Source organism: Bacillus sp. MUM 13 (assembly GCF_001866725.1).
In the GTDB taxonomy this organism is placed as follows: domain Bacteria; phylum Bacillota; class Bacilli; order Bacillales; family DSM-1321; genus Peribacillus.
In genome coordinates this window covers 1-20574 of record NZ_MLYQ01000018.1, presented here as the reverse complement: position 1 = coordinate 20574, position 20574 = coordinate 1, and the positions used below count along the sequence as shown (strand labels likewise).

Genomic DNA, 20574 nt, shown 5'->3' with positions numbered 1-20574 from the left:
GAGCTGTACGCAATAAGTTAGGGGGATATGTGAATTGAGTGATTTTAAGCCCATACAGAATAATTCAAGACTTAGCAAAGTGAAGCAAAAAAAGATGAATCGAATATACAACGTGCTGATTGTGGTTGTGTCCTTATTAATCATTGTTGTAGGAGCTACCATTTTCATTGGCAACAAAGATCAAAGCGCTGCACCTGAGAAAGCCCCGAGCGCCGCAAAAGATAAAAATAGCACAACAAAAAAGGAAAGCCCTGCAAAAGAAAACAAGGATGATTCCTCCGTTCAGGCTTCAGGGGAAGAAACAGATAGCGCTGCTGCTGATGACAGCACGGATGATTCCGGAGATACCAAGGATACCGCAGATGAAAACCAGAAAGCCGATTTAAAAGAAGTGCAGGATAAGAGCGATTCGAATGTTGACAAAGCCTATGAAAGCAAAGACTGGAAAACAGTAGGCACTACCCAGACCGGGCAGCATACTACTTCCTTTGACAAAGGCTCTGCAGACTGGAAAGAGATGACGAAGGCTCTTGCCTACGGTGCTGGAATTGATGAAAGCAATATGACAACATGGTGGCTTCAAAACGGAGGCTCTCCGAATACGGCAGTCGGAACGGTTTCAGCCAAAAATGATCCGCAAACTTACCGTGTTTATCTTCAGTGGGAAGATGGCTCGGGCTGGAAACCGGTTAAGATTGAAAAGCTGAAAAGCAACGATAAAAAATGATTTCCCAAAAAGGCCCGGGCATTGACCCGGGTTTTTTTTTATTTCCTGCCTGGTATATTTGATCAGGCTTTCGCTTTAAAATGTACGACAGCGCTGTAAAATCTTCTGCCTTCTTCCGTTACATGCATTTGATGGGAAACAGCATGTACACCAAGCAAAATGGCCTTGTTCACTTCTATTTGTGCTTCTACCTTTTTCTCCAGATCTTTCAGGCTTTCTGCTTCAAAAAATTCTACTTTATCCTGAATGAAGTCCAGCTGAAAATTCATATCTATCCCTCCGTAATCTGTTCATCACAAATGCTATGCGCGTAGCATAGGATACTTCACAGATAAGTGTATCATGTTTTTGGGTAATCGCTCCCTCTATATTTATCAAAAATACAGTTACAGAAAAATGCGAATTACTTGATGGAATCTTTGTCATGTGGTAAATTTAGAACAGTTTCGCGCTAAAACATACTATACTCATAGGAATTATTTACTTTATAATAAAAAAGGTGATAATAATGGGAAGAGAATTTCTGGATTTATTTGAAGAATGGTCGAAATCGTATGATGATACAGTGGTGGGAAAAGATATAGAATATCAGGAAGTATTTAAAAATTACGAACTGATCCTAGAAAGCGTGGCCAAGCGGGCTCATGGCCATGTTATTGAGTTTGGGGCCGGAACAGGAAATCTTACTGAAAAGCTGCTGCAGGCAGGCCTGAGTGTTACCTGTGTGGAGCCATCACCTGCTATGAGGGAAAAAGCGATTGAGAAGCTTCCTGCTGGAACAGACATCCAGGATGGAGATTTCATTGACTTTATCTGTCCTGAAAAGGTGGATACCATCGTCAGCACATATGCATTTCATCATCTGACAGATGACGAAAAGGAAAAAGCTTTGGCCGACTATGGAAAATTACTGAAAAGTGGTGGTAAAATAGTGTTTGCAGATACTATGTATCAATCCAAAGAAGCTTACAGCCAAGCTATACGCGAAGCACAGGAAGCAGGATTTCATAATTTGGCAAATGATTTGCAGACAGAGTACTATACAACCATTCCGTTTTTTGAATCTGTATTAGAAGCAAACGGCTTTGAAGTAAGCTTTGACCGATGCAACCAATTTGTCTGGATTATGGAAGCGGAAAAATTATAGGAAGAGGTTTAATAATGAAAGCAGCCATAATCGGAGCAATGGAAGAAGAAGTAACTATTTTACGTGATAAGCTGGAAAATCTTGAACAGGTAACAATCGCAGGCAGCGAATTCAATACAGGAATGCTGGACGGTATAGAAGTAATTCTATTAAAATCAGGAATCGGTAAGGTAAACGCGGCGATGTCAACGGCGATCCTGCTTGAAAAGTTCAAGCCTGACGCAGTGATCAATACAGGTTCTGCAGGCGGATATCTTCCTTCATTAAATGTAGGCGATGTAGTTATCTCAACAGAAGTGCGCCATCACGATGTGGATGTAACCATCTTTGGATATGAGTATGGGCAAGTCCCTCAAATGCCGGCAGCATTTACTTCTGATCCGGCTCTACTGAAGATTGCTGAAGAAGCTGCAAAGGAAATAAGTGATATCCAGGTGGCAAAAGGCCTGATTGTTACAGGTGATTCTTTTATGCATGATCCTGAGCGTGTTGAATTTGTCCGCAGCCAGTTCACTGACCTTGCAGCAGTGGAAATGGAGGCAGCGGCCATTGCCCAGGTGGCGTACCAGTTTGGAGTACCTTGTGTGATTATCCGGTCACTTTCTGATATTGCAGGAAAGGAATCAAATATTTCCTTTGAGCAGTTTTTAGAAACGGCTGCGCTTAATTCCACGGAGCTTATTTTACACATGATAAAGCGGATGAAGTAATAAGCAGGGGGCAAAAAAAGCTTCAAACGCGCCCCTGTTATATAAAGACAGCGGCTTGGATACGGATCAGCCGTGAAAGGTGCGTTGAGAAATGAAGGTTTATGGAAGCGTTCATGAATTGATTGGCCAAACGCCAATGGTTGAAATCACTCAATTTCCTCTTCCAGAGGGTGTCCGGATATTTGCTAAGCTTGAGTATTTCAATCCTGGGGGAAGTGTGAAGGATCGCCTTGGAATAGAGCTGCTTGAGGCAGCCTTTAAAAGCGGGGAACTGAAAGAAGGCGGCACTGTCATTGAACCGACTGCCGGCAATACAGGAATCGGACTTGCACTTGCTGCCATCAATAAAGGGATTGATGTTATTTTTTGCGTGCCGGAAAAGTTCAGTGCAGAAAAGCAGGAACTAATGAGGGCACTTGGAGCTAAAGTCATCAATACTCCGACAAAGGACGGGATGAAGGGAGCTATTGAAAAGGCCCAGCAGCTTCTTAAGGAAATCCCGGGCTCCTATTGTCCGCAGCAGTTTGCAAACCCATCAAATCCTGACACCTATTATAAAACACTGGGACCTGAAATCTATGACCAGCTTGACGGTAAGATTGGTGTTTTCGTGGCTGGAGCAGGGACAGGCGGAACATTTATGGGTACAGCTAGATATCTGAAGGAACAAAATCCTGAAGTGAAAACCGTCATTGTCGAACCAGAAGGCTCCATTTTAAATGGAGGGAAAGCTGGACCTCATAAGACAGAGGGAACGGGCATGGAATTCCTTCCTTCTTATATGGATGAATCATACTTTGACGGCATCCATACCGTATCCGATGAACATGCATTTTTCCTTGTCAGTGAATTGGCGCGCAAGGAAGGGCTGCTTGCTGGAAGTTCTTCAGGTTCTGCATTATATGCAGCCTTAGAGGAAGCAAAAACAGCCAAACCAGGGACAAATATTGCAGTAATTTTCCCGGATTCGAGCGAACGATATTTAAGCAAGAAAATTTATCAAGGGGGCATTTAACAATGAAAAAGAAAACACAGCTGATACATGGCGGGATTTTTGGCGATGAAAAAACAGGTGCAGTGTCTGTACCGATTTACCAGGTAAGCACCTATAAACAGGATGGTCCGGGAAATCACCGGGGCTATGAGTACTCAAGAACCGGAAATCCGACACGCCACGCATTGGAGGAACTCATTAAGGACCTCGAAGGCGGAAAGCGCGGGTTTGCATTTGGCTCCGGGATGGCTGCCATGACGGCTGTCATGATGCTGTTCAGCCAGGGAGACCACATTTTGCTGACTGATGATGTATATGGAGGCTCTTACCGTGTAATCACAAAAGTGCTGAACCGTTTCGGCCTTGAAGCTACATTCATCAATACAAGCGACTTATCAGGCATTGAAAAGGAAATCAAAGAAAACACAAAAGCTTTGTTCTTGGAAACGCCGACAAATCCAACTTTAAAAATCACCGATATTGAAGAAACAGCGAAGATCGCCAAAAAACACGGTTTGCTGACGATTGTTGATAATACCTTCTCTACGCCTTATTGGCAGAATCCGCTGACGCTTGGTGCAGATATTGTGCTGCACAGCGCTACGAAGTACATTGGCGGCCATAGCGATGTTGTAGCAGGGCTTGCCATTGTAAATGACGAAAAGCTCGGGGAAGATCTTCATTTCGTGCAAAACTCTACAGGGGGTATTCTTGGGCCGCAGGATTCCTGGCTGCTGATGCGCGGCATCAAAACACTTGGTGTGCGCATGGAAGAGCATGAAAAGAACACCCGGGAAATCGTGGACTTTCTGCTTCAGCATGAAACGGTGAAAAAAGTGTATTACCCTGGCATTGAAAGCCATCCAAACCATGATATTGCCAAAAAGCAATCCCGCGGTTTTGGCGGAATGGTTTCCTTTGATGTCGGAAGCGCGGAAAAAGCAGCAGAAGTGTTAAGCAAGGTTAAATACTTCACCATTGCTGAAAGCCTTGGGGCAGTAGAAAGCCTAATTTCAATTCCGGCTCTTATGACACATGCTTCCATCCCGCAGGAGCGCCGTTCAGAGCTTGGCATCACTGATGGCTTGATCCGGATTTCTGTCGGCCTTGAAGATGCCGAAGACCTGATCGAAGATTTAAAGACTGCACTTGAAGCTTAAAAGGCAAAACAAAACAGGATTCTTCCCTTTGGAGGAGTCCTGTTTTGTTTATGCCGCTTCGTGCAGGCAGCACCCCTATAAGCATGTCAGAGGACAGGCTTTGTTCCTCTTGGCCATGTCATAGTCGAGACCAGCAGGAGTCTGCAGCGTACAGTTCAATCCCGCCGAGGGCTTTGGCCAGTGCCGCGCCTACTGCGCCTGTACCGCAGCAAATGTCTGCAACAATTGCCCACTGCATGCCGCAGCGGGCCGCCTGTTTAACTAAAAATTCTGTACGCCGGCGGGGAACAAAGACTCCATGCTCCACTGCTATCCTCCGCAGAAATCAGCCCAGCAAAAGAACATATTCAAGCGGTACCCCAGTTGCCCTCCTATCTGCCATGGCAGTAAGAGATTCCATTGACTGTGCCTCTGAGACAAGCGGTCTTGCTTCGTCCTCGGCAAAAACACAGCCAGCATGGCGAAGTTTTGCTGCGATTGCCTTTTCTGTTTTTTTATCAATATAAATAATAATCTCACCGCTTTTCATAGCTTCTATTGCGTATGATTGGTAATTCGCTAGGACAGCAAAAAATCCTGTAGTATAATCGGCGTTTAAGTTAAATTCTGCTTTTGCACCATGATCGTCTGCGTCTTAAGGAAAGTCTATGAAACTATAAAATATTTTTGTGAAAATGGTTGAAAATTATGAAAATATGTTTTAAAGTGTAATTGTAAACGATTTCAGAAATCGTTTACAAGAGCGCTGCAAATTTTTTATAAGGAGGGAAAAGGAGGCGTTTTTTTGACAACGATTGCGGATGTAGCCAGTCTGGCGGGGCTTTCCAATGCGACTGTATCGCGTGTGATTAATAATCATCCCAATGTGACTGAAGAAAAAAAACAAAAAGTCAGGGAAGCGATGGAGGCACTTAATTATTTTCCTAATTCATCAGCCCAGCGGCTGCGGAACCAAAAAACAGATACTATTGCTATCTTAATTCCAATCTTGACTAATCCTTTTTTTGCATATCTTCTTGAGGCAATAGATACTGTTGCAACACAGAACAATCTGCAGCTCCTTGTTTGCCAGACGAGGTACGACAAAAAGAAAGAACTCAAATTTCTGCAATTGCTCAAAACGAAACAGGTGGATGGCCTGATTTTGACATCCATTGAAAATGACTGGGAAATAATTGAGGAGTATACCTCATGCGGCCCCATGGTCTTATGCAATGAATATGACCGGCGCGCGAACATTCCGACTGTCCGGCTGAACCAGCTCGAGGCAGGATACTTAGGCACAAAGCATTTACTGAAAATGGGACATAAGAAAGTAGCCATCACAAGCGGCGGGAAAAGCAGCCTGGCAAGGGACAGGGACCGCGGAATCCAAAAGGCGCTGAATGAATACGGAATCAATGTACGCCAGGAATGGCGTGTCTCAAACGTCTTTAACATGGAAGACGGGTGCAGGGTATTCCACTATCTGCAGAATCTTCCAGACAAGCCGACAGCTGTATTCACAGGAAGTGACCAGGTTGCTGCGGGCATGCTTGTCGAAGCAAAAAAAAGCGGAATCTCGATCCCGCAGGATTTTGCCGTGATGGGCTTTGATGACCAGCCGATATCGAGGGCGATGGATCCGGAGCTTACCACTATAAAACAGCCGGTCGGGGAAATGGGCCGGATCGCCATGGAGAAAATCATTGATGCTATCAATGGGAAAAATGATTCCGCGATGAAGCATACATTATTGCCATTTGAATTGGTTGTGCGAGGCTCTACAAAATGAAACCGACTATAAAATTATTGGGGGACCATACATGAAAAAGTCCATGAAAATGAAATGGCTCACGGTTTTTGCTACACTCTCACTTGCACTGACAGCTTGCAGTTCAAGCGATACGAGCTCAACAGACAAGGGCGGAGAGAAGGATTCCAGCAAGGGTAAAGATGAAAAAGTAACATTGACATATGCCCGCGGCAAGGACGTGACACAGGGCACAACCAAAATGGTGGAGGCGTTTGAAAAATCCCATCCAAACATCAAAATCAACTTCAAACAGATGCCTGCTGACACTGGACAGCAGCATGACCAATATATTACGGCATTCAACGCCAAGTCATCTGAAATTGACGTCATCGATATGGACGTAATTTGGCCGGCAGAATTCGCGCAGGCAGACTATGTGCTTCCGCTTGACCGCTTTATCCAGGCTGACCATATTGACCTGAACCAATACAACCAGGGTGCACTTGCTGCATCCCAGTTCAACGGGAAACAATGGGCGCTTCCAAAATTCATTGATGCGGGACTTCTTTTCTACCGCAAAGATCTTGTAAAAGACAGCGATGTCCCTAAAACATGGGATGACCTGCTTAAACAGGCAAAGGCATTGAAAGGAAAAGGCGGCACTAAGTTTGGATATATCATGCAGGCGAAGCAATATGAAGGCCTTGTATGTAACGCTGTTGAATTCGTTTCTGCTTACGGCGGCCAATTCATCAACGAGAAAAACGAAGTAACTGTAAACAGCCCGCAGACCATCAAAGGCTTAAAGAAAATGGTTGAAGTGGCAAAATCATCAGTAGTGCCAGGCAACGTAACAACATTCACTGAAATTGAAAGCGACCAGGCGTTCATTGAAGGCCAGACTCCATTCCTTCGCAACTGGCCGTATGAATATGCAAGTGCCAATGATAAAGAAAAATCAAAAATTGCCGGCAAAGTCGGAATCGCTCCGCTTCCTTCCGGTGACAAAGGATCAGGCGCTGCACTTGGCGGCTGGATGGCTGGAATCAACAAAAACTCCAAGCATCCAAAAGAAGCATGGGAATTCCTGAAATTCATGGCTGGACCTGAAGGGCAAAAAATCGATGCCATTTATGGCGGGCACGCACCGACAATTCTTAGCCTTTACAATGACCAGGACGTTATCAAAGCAAACCCTACTTTTGCGGATAAAGGCTTCCAGGATGGCTTAAAGGCTGCGGTTTCACGCCCGGTTGCTCCTAACTATCCAGAAATCTCAGAAATCATTCAAATCCACGTTTCCAAAGCGATTGCAGGACAGGAAACAGTTGAACAGGCTGTACAAAATATGGAAAAAGAAATGAAGGCAAAACTTAAATCCTAAGTTTCGTTCACAAAAAGCAAGAAGAAGATGACTCTGTGAAGGAATCTGTGATATATACAAGCAGAGAATTCCATGGGTCATCTTCGATTTTTTCATAGTATAGGAGAATGATATATGAAAAATGGCTCAGCTGGAGTAGAGAATGAACCAAGAAGAGGTGTCCCTGCACCCCCGGTTAAAAAAAATAAGAAGCCTAAAAAGCAACTATCCGAAAAAAAGATCGGCTATCTGCTTGTAGCTCCGTCCCTGCTTTTGATCTTCGTGATTGCCATCTGGCCTGTCTTGCAATCCTTTTACTTCAGCTTGTTTGACCTGAAGCTGAATGATCCGACAAGGTCCGAGGTCCATCTAAGCCATAATATCGATCTCGACCGTTACCTGAACAACTATCCATTCCTCGTTGGAGCAATTGATAGCGAAATAAAGACAAGCACTGAAAAGAATCAGCTTCAAAAGGTGAAAACAGAGCTTGAAGATATGGATAAAAAACTGCAAAATGATTCAGCACTTAAAGAGCAATATCAGGCTGTAAACGATAAGCTCATGAATTTCGAACAAGTAGGAAACAAAGAAAGCATTGCAAAGATTGATAACAGCCTTGCTGAGGATTTTCGTAAAACGGGGGAATCCATTAACAAGGAACTGAAATCGATTTCAAAAGAAACGAAGCTAACTCAGGAAAAGAAAATACTCGGGCTTGCCGCAGGCTATAAAGAAGTGGTACAGCAGCCGAACTTCGTGGGTTTTCAGCATTATAAAGATGATTTAACGAACAGCAGAATGTGGAAGGCCATGGGCAATACGCTGACATTTACCGTAGTCTCGGTGGTGCTGGAATTTGTGATCGGGCTTGCTATTGCTCTATTAATTAATAAAGCATTTGTCGGCAGGGGGCTTATCAGGGCAAGCATTCTGATTCCCTGGGCAATTCCGACAGCCGTTTCAGCCATGATGTGGAAGTTCCTGTATGACGGGCAAAACGGTATCATTGCCAAATTGTTTTCATCCATCGGCCTTGTCGATAAAATGGAAAACCTGCTTGTGACCGATACCGGCGCAATGTTCTCGGTCATCTTTGCAGACGTCTGGAAGACAACACCTTATATGTCACTGCTGCTGCTTGCAGGGCTTCAGACCATACCGTCCTCCCTGTACGAAGCTGCCGCGATCGATGGAGCAGGAAAATGGCGCCAATTTGTGTCCATTACCCTCCCGCTGCTGAAATCCAGCATTCTTGTTGCCCTTTTATTCAGGACGCTTGATGCATTCCGGGTATTTGACCTTGTTTACGTATTAACGGGAGGCGGTCCTGCCAACTCGACAGAAACCATCTCGATTCTTGCATATAAGGTCATGTTCTCCCAGACTAACTTCGGCAACGGCTCGGCCTTATCCGTAATTGTCTTTATCTGTGTAGCGGTCATTTCAATGATTTACATTAAATTTTTGGGAAAAGATCTCTTAGGTGAGGGATCAGGCAGATAAAGAGCCGTGAAAGGAGTGTGCACCATGCAGAAAAAAGCAAGCCCGTTATTTTATGTATTTCTGGTTGTGTTTGTATTCCTCGTGATGTTTCCGTTTTTGTGGATGCTGATCAGTTCAATCAAACCGGCTTCCGAGCTGTTTGGGGATCGGGCCTTTACTCCATATTCGGAGCACCCGACCTTTAAAAACTTTGTTTCTGTATTCGTAAATTATCCATTTTTGCGATATCTATGGAATAGTACGGTTGTTGCCACCATTACAACGGTTTATACCGTTTTGGTCGCATCCTTTGCGGCATATGCGATTGCAAGGCTTCAGTTCAAGGGGAAAACATTCATCCTGGGGCTGGTTTTGTCAGTGACGATGTTTCCTCAAATCGCAACTATTTCACCAATTTATATTATCTTGAAAAATCTGGGTTTAACGAATTCCTATCTGGGGTTAATTATCCCTTATACAACCTTTACGCTGCCATTATCCATCTGGCTGCTTGTGACCTTCTTCCGCAAGATTCCTTTTGATCTGGAAGAAGCTGCGAAAATTGATGGAGCCACTTTGATGCAGACATACTGGAAGGTTATTTTGCCGCTTGCGGTACCCGGGATTTTCACTACTGCTATCCTGGTATTCATCGCAGCATGGAATGAATTCCTGTTCGCTTTGACCATCAATACGGATGAAAAATTTAAAACCGTTCCAACAGGCATCGCGATGTTCCAGGGGCAATTCACAATTCCGTGGGGCGAAATCTCAGCAGCGACAGTCGTTGTGACCATACCTCTTGTCATTATGGTTCTTATCTTCCAGCGCCGTATTGTTTCAGGACTCACATCAGGATCTGTAAAAGAATAAAAAAGGAGATTGACTAATATGCTGAATGTAACCGTTTGGAATGAAAATCGCCATGAACAGAAAAATCCCAAGGTAAGGGAAGTTTATCCCGAAGGAATCCACGGCCAGCTGGCAAGCTTCTTAAGTGAAGAACCCTTCAATGTCCGGACTTCCACCCTTGACGACCCGGAACATGGCCTGACTGAAGATGTTTTGGCAGATACCGATGTCCTGCTTTGGTGGGGGCATATCGCACACGATGAGGTCAGCGATGAGATCGTCGAGCGCGTCACAGAGAGAGTGCTGGACGGAATGGGATTAATCGTGCTTCACTCCGGCCATTTTTCTAAAGTATTCAAAAAGCTGATGGGGACCTCATGTGACTTGAAGTGGAGAGAAGCGGATGAAAAAGAAAGGCTATGGGTGGTGGACCCTGGACACCCGATTGCAGAAGGAATTGGAGAAAGCATTGAGCTTGAAAAAGAAGAAATGTACGGCGAGCATTTTGATATCCCTGTTCCGGACGAGCTTGTTTTTGTCAGCTGGTTTGAAGGCGGAGAAGTATTCAGGAGCGGCTGCACGTATAATCGGGGAAATGGAAGAATCTTTTATTTCCGCCCCGGCCATGAAACATATCCAACTTATCATAACAAGGATATCCAGAAGGTTATCGTTAATGCCGTGAACTGGGCAAAGCCTGTACTGCGCAAGCGTCCTGTTTATGGAAATGCAAAGCCGTTAGAAGCGATCGGCACACGCAAATAAGACAATAAATATTAGAGATAAGAGGAGATGCAGGGATGAGGAAGTTGAGAATTGGCGTAATAGGCTGCGGAAGTATAGCCACACACAGGCATTTGCGGGAGTATGCGGCGAATCCGGAGGCTGAAATTGCAGCAGTGTGCGATATTGTGAAAGAACGTGCAGAAGAAAAAGCATCTCTATATCAGGCAAAGCCTTATACAATCTATGAGGAGCTCCTTGCCGATGATTCGATTGATGCAGTTTCTGTATGTACGCCGAATTATCTCCATGCACCAATCACGATTGCTGCACTGAGGGCAGGAAAGCATGTGCTGTGCGAAAAGCCAATGGCAACCTCCAAGGAAGATGCAGAAGCGATGATTAAAGCAGCTGAGGAAAGCGGCAAAAAATTAATGATTGCTCATAATCAGCGTTTTGTACCTTCACATGTGAAAGCCAGACAGCTGATTGAAAGCGGAAAAATCGGAAAGCTGTACAGCTTCAGAACGGCGTTTGGCCATGGAGGCCCTGAAGGCTGGAGTGCTGACGGCACGAATAGCTGGTTCTTTAAGAAAAGCCAGGCATTCATCGGTGCCATGGGCGACCTCGGTGTACATAAAACCGATCTGCTCCGCTATCTGCTGAATGAAGAAATTACGGAGGTTGGAAGCTTTGTAGAAGGCTCTGCCAAAGAAAACAGCGATGTGGATGATAATGCTGTATGTATTTTAAAAACTGAAAGCGGAATTATCGGTACACTGGCTGCAAGCTGGTCTTACACAGCGAAGGAGGATAATTCGACAATCCTTTACGGCGAGCATGCCATTGTGAGAATTGAAGATCATCCGGAATATTCATTAATTGTTCAATATAAATCAGGGGAAACAGTAAACTATGAGCTTGGACAAATACAATCCAACGATGAAGGCGGCCAAAACAGCTCTGAAGTCATTGACAAATTCATTGAGAGCATTCTTTCTGGCAAAGAGCCAGCTGTAAGCGGATCAGAAGGCATGAAGTCGCTGATGGTAGTCCTCGCCGCTTTGAAATCGAACGAAACAAAGAGCATTGTTCGAGTCGGATAGGTTCTTGATCAGGAGGTTTTGTTATGACAATTCTAAAAGTGGGCATTATCGGGGTTGGAGGGATTGCCCAAAACCGGCATATCCCTACGTTTCTGAAATTAGCGGACAAGGTTTCTATTTGCGCCCTGTATGACACGGATTTTGAAAAAGCGAGGCAAGTGGCGGCAGAACACGATATTCCGCAAGTTGCCCAGACTCTTGCAGAGTTGTTTGAATTCGCGGATGCTGTTGTCATTTGCACGCCAAACAAATTCCATTCAGAGCTGGCAATCGAAGCCTTGAATGCTGGATGCCACGTATTGTGCGAAAAACCGATGGCATTGTCTGCAGAAGAAGGCAAAGAAATGATTGCCGCTTCTGTCAGGGCAGGCAAGATTTTGTCCATTGCCTATCATTACCGGTTCATGAAGGAAGCAATTGCCGCCAAAAAGGTCATTCATGAAGGCGAAATCGGCACTCCGCTTGTAATCCGGGTACAGGCGCTCCGCAGGCGCAAGGTTCCCGGGTGGGGTGTATTCATCAACAAGGAGCTCCAGGGAGGCGGAAGCCTGATGGATTATGGCTGCCATCTGCTTGATTTGGCACTTTGGCTGATCGGAAATCCCAAGCCGGCCGAAATTAGCGGAACAACCTATGACGTATTGAGCAGAATTCCCGGACAGGTTAATCAATGGGGCTCTTTCGACCATCAAACCTTTGGGGTGGATGACCATGTATCAGGGTATATCCGTTTTCAAAATGGAGCATCCCTGCTGCTTGAAACCTCCTGGAGCAGCAATATTAAAGAAGATGTCATCGAAAACGTTAGCATCTCTGGTGATAAGGGCGGGCTTGAGGTTTTCCCGTTCAGCCTCAATTACGCAAAGCATGGCATGCTGTTCAACAGCAATGCCGAATGGCTGCCTGGTGCGGATGATCCGAGCCTCCCTCAGGCGGAAAATTTTGTGCTTTCCTGCCTTGGTATGGCAGAGCAGGTTGTTAAAGCAGAGGAAGCCCTTCAGGTAACTCAGATTATTGAAGCGATATATGAAAGCAGCAGCAAAGGCTGCAGTGTGAGGATATAAATTAGGAAGGGCGGATAAGAATGAAATTAGGAGTATTTACTGTATTGTTTGCAGATAAATCTTTTGAAGAAATGCTGGATACTGTCAAGGAAGCCGGTCTTCATGCGGTAGAAATCGGGACAGGCAATTATCCGGGCAATGCCCACTGCCCGCTGGATGAGCTTCTGGAAAGCAAAGAAAAGCGGGAGGATTACCTGAAGCAAGTGACTTCAAGGGGCCTGATCATCAGCGCTTTCAGCTGCCATGGCAATCCGCTGTCTCCGGATAAGGAATTTGCTGCAGTTTCTCATGATACATTTGTTAAAACCGTAGAGCTTGCATCACTCCTGAATGTACCAGTCGTAAACTGCTTTTCAGGTGTAGCTGGGGATCAGGAAGATGCCAAGCATCCAAACTGGCCTGTTGCTCCATGGCCGAATGAATATGGTGATGTGCTGACATGGCAATGGGAAGAAAAACTCATTCCTTACTGGAAGCAGTGGGGGAAATTTGCAGAAGAAAAAAATGTGAAGATCGGCCTTGAACTTCACGGAGGATTTTTGGTCCATACCCCTTATACTCTTTTGAAGCTTAGGGAGAAAACATGCAAGGCAATTGGCGCCAACCTGGATCCGAGCCATCTTTGGTGGCAGGGAATCGATCCGGTTGCAGCAATTAAGATCCTTGGCAAAGAAGACGCCATTCACCATTTTCACGCAAAGGATACATACATCGACCAGGAAAATGTAAACATGTACGGACTTACAGACATGCAGCCATATGACAGTGTAAGAACCCGGGCATGGTCCTTCCGTTCTGTAGGCTGCGGACATGGCTTGCAGGAATGGTCTGACATGATGAGCGCGCTTCGCACATTTGGATATGATTACGCAGTATCCATCGAACACGAAGACCCGCTGATGTCAATTAACGAAGGCTTCATGCGTGCAGTGAAAAACCTGCAATCCGTATTAATCAATGAAAACCCATCCTCCATGTGGTGGCTATAATAACAATCCGGGGACTCCAAACTGAGTCCCCTTTTTCTTTGGCTTTTTTCGTAACCCTTCTTGCTATGAAACAAGGTGGCTGTTTTCCGCTCCAGGATGCTCGCTTTCCGTGGGGCGGGCGGTGAGCCTCACAAGCAAGCTTGCGGGGTCTCACCTTCCCGCTAATCCCGCACTGTCGCACCTTACGCTCCAATCAACCCGGTTTAACAACAGGTTCGCTTCACAGAACAATTAAAAAACAACAATATTAAGAAAAGAGCCTTGTCTTTTAGAGGTCATAGAGTAAAGATGTTTTGACCTCAGAAGGCAAAGGGCGCCTTCTATTCTAATGCGTCTTATGCTTTTTACATAATTTACAATCGGGATTGCTGTTCTTTGTATGGTAAAATGGGACTAGTGATAGATTGTGAGAATTTTGGAGGTGTCTGTATGAATACGAAGGAACAAACGAAGGTGCTTATGGCAAAAATGCATGATTTTAAACGCTTTGCGATGATCCTGCTTTGTGTTGGTTCGTTCTTTTATATAGGAACCATCCTTCCAGATCAAAATATGACCATGGCTAATACGTATGCTTACATGATAACCAGCACAGCAAGCCTGCTAGTGTCTGTTTTCTTTTTCATGAAAGCTAAAACATATAAACGGCATTTAGATGAAATCGGATGATATATATTCTAAATTGAATCCTGCACCATATACTGAACAAGTAATGTTTAGTGTGGTGCAGGATTTTTTGTGCAATAAATTTCTGAAATTTAGGCAAAAAACAGGTTTACAAAACTGTATATTTTGGATATACTTACCAATGTAAGATAAAACTGCTAAAGGAGGTCGAAGAAAATGACTTATATCATTGCTAAATTCAGAGCTGCAAGTTTTTCCTGTGCAACAACACAATTTAAAAATGAATTCGACCTGTACGGAGCAGATTTTCTTTAAGGCAATACTTTGCTTTTAATGAATGATGCAGATAATCCCGGCCGCAGGAGGATTCGTTATCCTGCGGCCTTTTTATGCCCAAAACAGCCGCAGGAGGCCTATTCTTTCTGCGGCCTTTTTCTGTCCAAAAATCGGAGGTGAAACCATGACACTGAATATCCTGTTTTTTACGGTTACCATTCAAAAACACAAAATAACGGCACAGCAATGTATCCAGGCAGATCAATCTATGAAGATCCGCAAGGAACATATCGATCGTGCCCTCATGCATCGAAGAATGTAAAAGTCGGCTAAAAGTACAATGAATGCTGTTAAGAAGCAAAAGAGGTGACAAAGAATGAAATTAAATATTATTTTTCTCACAATTACAATTAAAAAAAGCAATTTAACCAAGGAAGAATCTATACACCAGGAAAATATACGCAGCCTGAGGGACCACTACAGAAACCGCGGGCTAATGCATGGAAACATCAATTAATTTTAAGGAAGGGGAGAATATGATGCTGATAAATGATAGGGAAAAAAGGTTTTGGCCGGGGAATGGAAAAGGGAATGACTGCCTGTAAGGGGGTGAAAACATATGATAGTGAATATGCTGTTTTTTACGATTATCATCAAGCGAAAGAACATAACGGCTGAAGAATATAAACATCGTGAAGAAATGAAAAAATTGCGTGAAGAATATATCGTCCGCGGTTTAATGCACAGAAATTAACAGCGATGAACAAATAAATGCAGAGAGGATGAAGTATTATGAATAGAAGTGGAGCAGCAGGAATGGAAACCAAAGGGTGCATCTGGCATCAGAAGGATACCGGCTAACGTATTGTTTTTCGGAGAAGAAAAGGGAATTTCACAATCTTGACATCATTTGTATGAAAAATGTACAAATTTCGGAGAGATGTAAGCATAGAATGCATGTTACCTTTTATGAAGGATCAAATAAAGGAGTGCACAGTTATGTTTACAATTGTGATATCCCTGGTTGTTGCCACTATCATAGGAATAGTAATAGCAACGGAAGTATTAATCGACATGTAAATCGGAAAAATGCTTATGGCTTTATGCTGTAAGCATTTTTTTGCGTTGCTAAAGTGAATGGCTTATTTCTGCACTATGCTGATTGGAACGGAATAATTCGTACAAATGCATGTAAAAGTACTGAATGGGGTATGTAGTGGAATATAGAAAATTCAAAAATAAAGGAGAGGAAGTCATGATAAACATTAATTTAGCTGTCATTTATTACAGCATGAGCGGAACGAATTATCAGCTGTCGCGCTGGGCTGAGGAAGGTGCGAAAGAAACGGGGGCTGAAGTGAAGGTAATGAAGGTGCCAGAACTGGCACCAAGTTCCGTGATTGAAGGAAATCCTGCTTGGAAAGCTCACTTAGAAGCGACGGAGCAGGTGCCCGAAGCCACTTTGGAAGATCTTGAGTGGGCAGACGCAATAATTTTCAGTGTCCCGACGAGGTATGGAAATATGCCTTCACAGATGAAGCAATTTCTTGATACCACCGGCGGGCTTTGGAGTAAAGGCAAGCTGGTAAACAAGGTTGTGAGCGCAATGACCTCTGCCCAAAATCCTCATGGCGGACAGGAATCCACCATTCTATCACTATACACAACCATGTTTCATTGGGGAGCAATTGTGGCAGCGCCAGGCTATTCGGATCCTGTTTTATTCGGGGCAGGAGGCAACCCATATGGAACAAGTGTGTCAGTGGATCAAAACGGAAACATGCAGGAAGACGTTGAAGCGGCCGTCAAGTATCAGGCGAAACGGACCATTACATTGGCTGAATGGGTGAAAAAAGGCAATCAGTAAAACAATCTCCTTGTTTGCATGAAAAGGCGTCAAACCAGATCACTGAAAAATATATTGCAGTAAAATAAATACCTCCCTAAATTCAAGTGGTACAGACACAAACATGCTGCCGTCCGCATAGGTATGAAACATAGGCAAAGGCCCAATGAATTAGGGGAGGTAGAAACATGCCAGACATACTGACAGCAATTGGCTACCTGGTCAAAGAATTTTACTTATTAGTTTCTTATGTAAAAAACAATGCTTTCCCCCAGCCGCTATCAGCAAAGGACGAAAGGAAATATCTGCAGCTCATGGCCCAGGGTGACGGTGATGCAAGAAACATTTTGATCGAGCACAACTTGCGGCTGGTTGCGCATATTGTCAAGAAGTTCGAAAACACCGGTGAAGACACAGAGGATTTGATTTCTATCGGTACCATCGGACTGATCAAAGCGATTGAAAGCTATTCAGAGGGCAAGGGGACGAAGCTTGCCACATATGCGGCGCGGTGTATCGAAAATGAAATCCTTATGCACTTAAGAGCTACGAAGAAGACGAAAAAGGATGTTTCGCTGCATGATCCGATCGGTCAGGATAAAGAGGGTAATGAAATTTCATTGATTGATGTACTGAAATCTGAATCAGAGGACGTTATTGATACGATTCAGCTCAATATGGAAATTGAAAAAGTGAAGAAATATATTGACATCCTCGACGACCGGGAAAAAGAAGTGATCGTAGGAAGATTCGGGCTGGATTTGAAAAAGGAAAAAACACAGCGTGAAATCGCCAAGGAGCTCGGAATTTCAAGAAGCTATGTCTCCCGGATTGAAAAAAGGGCCCTTATGAAAATGTTTCATGAATTTTACCGGGAAGAAAAAGAGAAAAAGAAGAGCTGAACCGTCGAGCTGCCAGGTTAATAAACCAGGCAGCTTTTTTTGCTTCGTGGAATACTGCTGGGTTTTTTAAAAAGGCTGTTTTCGTAAACTTTGTTGCTGTGGAACAAGGGGTTGATTTCCGCTCCAGGGTGCTTCTCTTTCCGCGGGGCGTGCGCTGAGCCTCCTCTACTTGCTTCTGCGGGGTCTCATCTGTCACGCTGATCCCGCAGGAGTCTCCGCACCTTCCGCTCCAATCAACCTGCCATAACAATGGAATTGCCTCGAAAATTAATTAGTAACAACAATCTTTAAGAAAAGAGCCATAAAAAAATACAAAAAAGCGGAGAGAAAAACAGCTGTTTTTCTCTCCGCATTCAGTGAGTTTTACTATAGCTTTAATATTTGCCTTTTATCATATCTAAAAAAGCATGGTAAATTTCAATTCCTTGAAAGGTTAATAGACTTGAAGCTGTTGCTGAAAAGACGCCCACCATTAAAAAACGGATCCACATGGATACCACTCCTTCGTTTTAAAGTTTTTTACCCTTTAAAATTCAGGAAATTAGCCACATACTTGGAGCTGTAATGCACCGGATCCAAAAATAGAAAGCGCCGGATCAGTTTTACGGATGAAAGGCTGTAAATAAACAAGATCAATACAATAACGAAACTGATTTCTGATACCGGAGGAACAATAGCAGGCAATGGAACCTTTTTATCCTGTTCATCTGCTGAGTATTGAACCTTATCATCTTCAAAGGTACTTAGGATCCTGTGGTCTCCGGAAGAGTGGTGCACGGTAAATCCGGTGAACATGTGCAGCGCCGCATAGGCTGCAAAAACAATCAGCAATAAATGAGTGATTAGCGCTTTGCTCTTCAACCTGATCCCTCCTTTTTAGAAGTAATCCCATCATATCACCTTTTATAAAAAATACAATAAGGAAAAAGTTTAAATTTCAGAATCATTCGATTAAATTGAAAAATCCGCAAAAACCCCTATAATAGAAATATGGAACAGAAAGGGGAACAAATTCATGACATATTCGTTAACTTGGGATTTAGAGGTGTTTTTTAAAGGCGGAAGCTCTTCAGAAGAATTTCAGCAATTTCTGCAGGAGGTAAAAAAGCATATCCAGGAATTAGACAGCCTTGTAAGCGGATGGAGAGTCAGGTCAGAAGAAAAAGATCAGCATCTCCTGATCAATGCCATGGAGCTTTTTGAGAAAACCCGCATGAAAATAAGCCAGGCCGGCGCTTTTATCAGCTGTCTGGAAGCCCAGGATATGGCTGATGAAAAAGCGCATGAACTTCGCTCGGCAATTACCCAGGATTTTGCGGCATTTCAAAATGCCCTGACAAAGCTTGATCAAAAGCTGGTCCAGCTTGATGAAGAATTCTTCCAGTCCATACTTAAGCAAGAACCCTTAAAGGAATTGAAATACATACTGAATGAACGCAGAGAACAGGCGGGCAGCATGCTGTCTGTTGAAGAAGAATCATTGATTAACCAGCTCGAGGTGGATGGATACCATGGCTGGGGACAGCTTTATGATACAATTGTCGGCTCCATCCGGATTCCTTTTGAAGAATACGGGGAGAAACAGGAGCTGTCTGTTGGCCAGGCAGCAAATAAATTCTCTGATCCTGATCCTAAGGTAAGAAGCAGCATTTTCAAGGCGTGGGAGCAGGCATGGCAGGAAAAGAGCGATCTTTTGGCTAAAACGCTGAACCATCTTGCTGGCTTCCGGCTGAGTGTTTACGAAAAGCGCGGATGGAAGGATGTGCTGAAGGAGCCGCTTGATATAAACAGAATGCAAAAAGAGACTCTGGACAGCATGTGGGGAGCCATTGCCAGCCAAAAAGAGCCTTTGGTTAAATTTCTGAACCGCAAAGCGGAGCTTCTTGGAGTTGAGAAATTAAGCTGGTCTGACCTGGATGCGCCGCTTTCTTCCTCAGGAGAAGCAAAGGTGATGGATTATCAGGAAGGAGCGGCCTTCATTCTCAAGCATTTCAGCAAATTCGGGAAAAAGCTTGCGTCCTTTACAGAAAAGGCTTTCGAGGACAGCTGGATCGAAGCGGAAGACCGTCCAGGCAAGAGGCCTGGCGGATTTTGCACAGGTTTTCCTGTCAGCGGGCAATCAAGGATCTTCATGACTTATTCCGGGACACCCTCCAATGTATCAACGCTTGCCCATGAGCTGGGGCATGCCTTTCATTCTTTTGCCCTGAAGGAGACGCATCCCCTTAACCGGGGCTATGCAATGAATGTGGCTGAAACAGCATCCACCCTGGCTGAAATGATTGTATCGGATGCGGCTGTTAAGGAAGCGAAAAATGATGAAGAAAGGCTGGCACTTCTTGAAGACAAAATTCAGCGGTCTGTCGCACTTTTGATGAATATCCATGCCCGCTTTTTATTTGAAACAAGATTCTATGAAGAAAGAAAACAAGGAATGGTCAGCGCCGGACGCCTGAATGAATTGATGGAAGAAGCACAAAAAGAAGCCTATGGAGAAGCACTCAGCGAGTATCATCCGTCATTCTGGGCATCAAAACTGCATTTTTACATTACCGGTGTGCCTTTCTATAACTTCCCGTATACATTTGGATACCTGTTCTCCCTGGGAATCTATGCCCAGGCGTTGAAGGAGGAAGAAGGTTTTGAAGAAAAGTATATCGCCCTGCTTCGCGATACAGGAAGCATGAAGGTGGAGGACCTAGCCAAAAAGCACCTGAACGTTGACCTGGCGTCAAGCGGATTCTGGGAGGATGCGGTAGGCGCTTGCCTGAAGGATATTGAAGAGTTTCTTGACCTTACCAACCCTCTTGTTAAACAGGCATAATGAAGTATAAAAAAATGCCGCCTGTGTACTGCACCCCAAATGTT

Annotated in this window: 24 protein-coding genes; 20 read left to right on the top strand and 4 right to left on the bottom strand. The window is 44.3% G+C overall.

What is annotated here, in order from left to right:
- Positions 1–34 precede the first annotated feature (34 nt).
- The gene (locus BIV59_RS06015; protein ID WP_083392067.1) at positions 35–727 is read left to right on the top strand and encodes a YrrS family protein; all 693 of its coding nucleotides are present in this window, start codon (positions 35–37) and stop codon (positions 725–727) included.
- Between the two features lie 62 nt (positions 728–789).
- Here the strand turns inward: BIV59_RS06015 and BIV59_RS06010 are convergent, their stop codons facing one another.
- A complete protein-coding gene (locus BIV59_RS06010; RefSeq protein WP_071350559.1) occupies positions 790–996 on the bottom strand; it encodes a DUF2536 family protein in 207 nt (68 codons plus the stop codon).
- A 239-nt stretch (positions 997–1235) separates the two neighbouring features.
- Here BIV59_RS06010 and BIV59_RS06005 point away from each other — a divergent pair, with 239 nt between their 5' ends.
- The 4 genes from BIV59_RS06005 to BIV59_RS05990 all read left to right on the top strand — a co-directional run bounded on the left by BIV59_RS06005 (position 1236) and on the right by BIV59_RS05990 (position 4738).
- Entirely contained in the window at positions 1236–1874 is a 639-nt protein-coding gene (locus BIV59_RS06005; protein ID WP_071350558.1) for a class I SAM-dependent DNA methyltransferase, read from the top strand.
- Between the two features lie 14 nt (positions 1875–1888).
- On the top strand, positions 1889–2584 hold the full coding sequence (gene mtnN / locus BIV59_RS06000) for a 5'-methylthioadenosine/S-adenosylhomocysteine nucleosidase (protein ID WP_071350557.1): 696 nt from the start codon (positions 1889–1891) through the stop codon (positions 2582–2584).
- A 91-nt stretch (positions 2585–2675) separates the two neighbouring features.
- A complete protein-coding gene (locus BIV59_RS05995; protein WP_071350556.1) occupies positions 2676–3599 on the top strand; it encodes a PLP-dependent cysteine synthase family protein in 924 nt (307 codons plus the stop codon).
- Positions 3600–3601: 2 nt separating this feature from the next.
- Positions 3602–4738 carry a bifunctional cystathionine gamma-lyase/homocysteine desulfhydrase gene (locus tag BIV59_RS05990; protein ID WP_071350555.1) on the top strand — a complete coding sequence of 379 codons (1137 nt, stop codon included), beginning with the start codon at positions 3602–3604 and terminating at the stop codon, positions 4736–4738.
- Positions 4739–4856: 118 nt separating this feature from the next.
- On the opposite strand, the gene BIV59_RS05985 is transcribed toward BIV59_RS05990, so the two are convergent.
- Together BIV59_RS05985 and BIV59_RS05980 are read right to left on the bottom strand one after the other, a co-directional pair.
- Positions 4857–5045, bottom strand: a complete 189-nt coding sequence (locus tag BIV59_RS05985; protein ID WP_071350554.1) for a class I SAM-dependent methyltransferase — start codon at positions 5043–5045, stop codon at positions 4857–4859.
- Positions 5046–5063: 18 nt separating this feature from the next.
- Entirely contained in the window at positions 5064–5267 is a 204-nt protein-coding gene (locus tag BIV59_RS05980) for a hypothetical protein (RefSeq protein ID WP_071350553.1), read from the bottom strand.
- A 255-nt stretch (positions 5268–5522) separates the two neighbouring features.
- Here BIV59_RS05980 and BIV59_RS05975 point away from each other — a divergent pair, with 255 nt between their 5' ends.
- The 14 genes from BIV59_RS05975 to sigK all read left to right on the top strand — a co-directional run bounded on the left by BIV59_RS05975 (position 5523) and on the right by sigK (position 17706).
- The gene (locus BIV59_RS05975) at positions 5523–6512 is read left to right on the top strand and encodes a LacI family DNA-binding transcriptional regulator (protein WP_071350552.1); all 990 of its coding nucleotides are present in this window, start codon (positions 5523–5525) and stop codon (positions 6510–6512) included.
- A 31-nt stretch (positions 6513–6543) separates the two neighbouring features.
- A complete protein-coding gene (locus tag BIV59_RS05970; protein ID WP_071350551.1) occupies positions 6544–7857 on the top strand; it encodes an ABC transporter substrate-binding protein in 1314 nt (437 codons plus the stop codon).
- Between the two features lie 114 nt (positions 7858–7971).
- Complete coding sequence (locus BIV59_RS05965; protein ID WP_083392066.1) at positions 7972–9342, top strand: ABC transporter permease subunit; 1371 nt, start codon at positions 7972–7974, stop codon at positions 9340–9342.
- A 24-nt stretch (positions 9343–9366) separates the two neighbouring features.
- Positions 9367–10194, top strand: coding sequence for a carbohydrate ABC transporter permease (locus tag BIV59_RS05960; RefSeq protein WP_071350550.1), 828 nt, complete (start codon positions 9367–9369; stop codon positions 10192–10194).
- Between the two features lie 18 nt (positions 10195–10212).
- Positions 10213–10938, top strand: a complete 726-nt coding sequence (locus tag BIV59_RS05955) for a ThuA domain-containing protein (protein ID WP_071350549.1) — start codon at positions 10213–10215, stop codon at positions 10936–10938.
- 35 nt (positions 10939–10973) lie between these two features.
- Positions 10974–12002, top strand: coding sequence for a Gfo/Idh/MocA family protein (locus tag BIV59_RS05950; RefSeq protein WP_071350548.1), 1029 nt, complete (start codon positions 10974–10976; stop codon positions 12000–12002).
- Between the two features lie 23 nt (positions 12003–12025).
- Positions 12026–13066, top strand: a complete 1041-nt coding sequence (locus BIV59_RS05945; protein WP_071350547.1) for a Gfo/Idh/MocA family protein — start codon at positions 12026–12028, stop codon at positions 13064–13066.
- 20 nt (positions 13067–13086) lie between these two features.
- Positions 13087–14055 carry a sugar phosphate isomerase/epimerase family protein gene (locus tag BIV59_RS05940; protein ID WP_071350546.1) on the top strand — a complete coding sequence of 323 codons (969 nt, stop codon included), beginning with the start codon at positions 13087–13089 and terminating at the stop codon, positions 14053–14055.
- 429 nt (positions 14056–14484) lie between these two features.
- Positions 14485–14724 carry a YrhC family protein gene (locus tag BIV59_RS05935; RefSeq protein WP_071350545.1) on the top strand — a complete coding sequence of 80 codons (240 nt, stop codon included), beginning with the start codon at positions 14485–14487 and terminating at the stop codon, positions 14722–14724.
- 418 nt (positions 14725–15142) lie between these two features.
- On the top strand, positions 15143–15280 hold the full coding sequence (locus BIV59_RS23545) for a YrzI family small protein (protein ID WP_170846094.1): 138 nt from the start codon (positions 15143–15145) through the stop codon (positions 15278–15280).
- 54 nt (positions 15281–15334) lie between these two features.
- A complete protein-coding gene (locus BIV59_RS24370) occupies positions 15335–15475 on the top strand; it encodes a YrzI family small protein (protein WP_083392064.1) in 141 nt (46 codons plus the stop codon).
- A 102-nt stretch (positions 15476–15577) separates the two neighbouring features.
- Positions 15578–15712 (top strand): YrzI family small protein, encoded by a 135-nt coding sequence (locus tag BIV59_RS22710; RefSeq protein WP_083392063.1) that lies wholly within the window; start codon positions 15578–15580, stop codon positions 15710–15712.
- 501 nt (positions 15713–16213) lie between these two features.
- Positions 16214–16825, top strand: coding sequence for an NAD(P)H:quinone oxidoreductase (gene wrbA, locus BIV59_RS05925; RefSeq protein ID WP_071350543.1), 612 nt, complete (start codon positions 16214–16216; stop codon positions 16823–16825).
- A gap of 167 nt (positions 16826–16992) precedes the next feature.
- Entirely contained in the window at positions 16993–17706 is a 714-nt protein-coding gene (sigK, locus tag BIV59_RS05920; protein WP_071350542.1) for an RNA polymerase sporulation sigma factor SigK, read from the top strand.
- Between the two features lie 519 nt (positions 17707–18225).
- On the opposite strand, the gene BIV59_RS05910 is transcribed toward sigK, so the two are convergent.
- The gene (locus BIV59_RS05910; protein ID WP_071350540.1) at positions 18226–18567 is read right to left on the bottom strand and encodes a hypothetical protein; all 342 of its coding nucleotides are present in this window, start codon (positions 18565–18567) and stop codon (positions 18226–18228) included.
- Positions 18568–18721: 154 nt separating this feature from the next.
- On the opposite strand from BIV59_RS05910, the gene BIV59_RS05905 reads away from it, so the two are divergent.
- Positions 18722–20530 carry a M3 family oligoendopeptidase gene (locus BIV59_RS05905; RefSeq protein WP_071350539.1) on the top strand — a complete coding sequence of 603 codons (1809 nt, stop codon included), beginning with the start codon at positions 18722–18724 and terminating at the stop codon, positions 20528–20530.
- The last annotated feature ends 44 nt before the right edge of the window (positions 20531–20574 follow it).